The sequence below is a fragment of the Streptomyces sp. NPDC005070 genome, assembly GCF_053600395.1.
On the sequence record NZ_JBSFZS010000496.1, the window covers coordinates 1 to 1484 of the forward strand.

Sequence of the window (1484 nt, forward strand, 5' to 3'; positions counted from 1 at the left end):
ACAAAAACCGGGGTTGTGGTTACCCCCCCCCGCCCGCAAGGCGCCCCCGCGGCCGGCGGCCGGGGCCCCCCCCCCCCCGCCCCCCGCGGCACCCGGGCTACCAGCCGACGGCGACGAGCAGCCACTGCGGGCTGCCGTGGGAGACGAAGGAGGACTGGCCCGCCACGTCGTCGTAGGGGAAGCCGTAGGCGAGGTTGTTGATGGCGTTGTCGTGCCAGAACCTGGCGTAGTAGTTGGCGGGGGCCGCCTTGTAGAACTGGGCGGGATCGCCTTGTTGGGAAGCCGGCAGTGTCGCCACATGGCGGTTGAGCGCGGCGCACATGTCGGGGTTGCTCGCGAGGGCCGCCGCGCAGCCGAAGATGTCGGAGGTGGCCGCGTTCACGCCCACGGACTGGGCGTAGGACGTGAAGTAGTTGGCGTTGGCGCCGCCCGCCCGGAAGCTCGGGTCACTGCCGGGCGCGATGATCCGGTACGGGGACTGGGTCTGGGCCAGCACCTTGAACTGGTCGGGGACGGCGGCCGTGAAGCGCTGGAAGGTCGTCGCGCGGTCCTCGGCGAAGGTCTGCCGGTTCTCACCGACCTCGACGTCGTACCCGTCCTTGGAGTGCAGGCGCATGGCGATCTTCAGCCCGAAGGCGTCGACGCGTGTGGTGTTGCCGTTGAACACGTTGCTGCCGACGGTGAATTCGATGAAGTCGTAGTAGGAGCTCGCCGGTGAGCCGAGGTAGAAGTACATGCGGCCCGCGGAGTTGGCCGGCATGTCGAGGTAGGGCTGCTCGGCGATGGAGTGGACCTGGCCGTTGAAGCTCCAGTACACCTGGCTGTCGGGGTACTTGCCGTTGGTGCGGTTGAGGACCTTCACCTCGACGGCGTTGTTCGCGGCGGGAATGTCACTCGTGCTGCCCCAGAAGTCGTCCGGCGGGGTGGTGCTTCCGGGCCCGTACACCTGGAACTCCCAGAGGGAGTAGCCGTACGGGGTGGCGCGCGTGGTTCCGAGGACGCGTACGTATCTGCCGCTTCCGGTGACGTTGATGTTCTGGGTGCCACCGATGCCGGTCGTCGTGGAGTAGACGGTGGCCCAGGTGTTCGCGTCGGTGGAGGTCTGGATCTGGAACGCCTTGCCGTAGGCGGCCTCCCAGTTCAGGGCGACGCGGGTGATCTGCTGGACCGACCCGAGATCGACGCGCAGCCACTGGGGGTCGGAGAAGGCCGAGGACCACCGGGTGCCGGTGTTGCCGTCGACCGCGGCTCCCGCGGGGAAGGAGCCGTTCTCGACCGATGAGGCCGTGGCGGGCCGTCCCTGGGACAGCAGTTGGTCGGCGGCGTGCGCGGGTGACGGGCTCAGGAAGGCGACGCAGGCGGCGAGCAGGACGACGACGAGACCGAGAGCGGTACGGGCCCGAGCGGTTCTGCCGGACGATCGCCGGGGAAGGGCGCTGGCGCTGGCCAAGGACTGCATGCGGGATCTCCTCATGCCGGGTCGG

General features: G+C 69.1%; 1 protein-coding gene. It reads right to left on the bottom strand.

The window, feature by feature from the left end:
* Positions 1-97: 97 nt before the first annotated feature.
* On the bottom strand, positions 98-1459 hold the full coding sequence (locus ACWEBX_RS40555; RefSeq protein ID WP_451889700.1) for a beta-1,3-glucanase family protein: 1362 nt from the start codon (positions 1457-1459) through the stop codon (positions 98-100).
* Positions 1460-1484 lie beyond the last annotated feature (25 nt).

Coding starts and splice junctions, on each gene's coding strand:
- ACWEBX_RS40555 (WP_451889700.1), bottom strand. CDS start 1,459: ATGCAGTCCTTGGCCAGCGCCAGCGCCCTTCCCCGGCGATCGTCCGGC.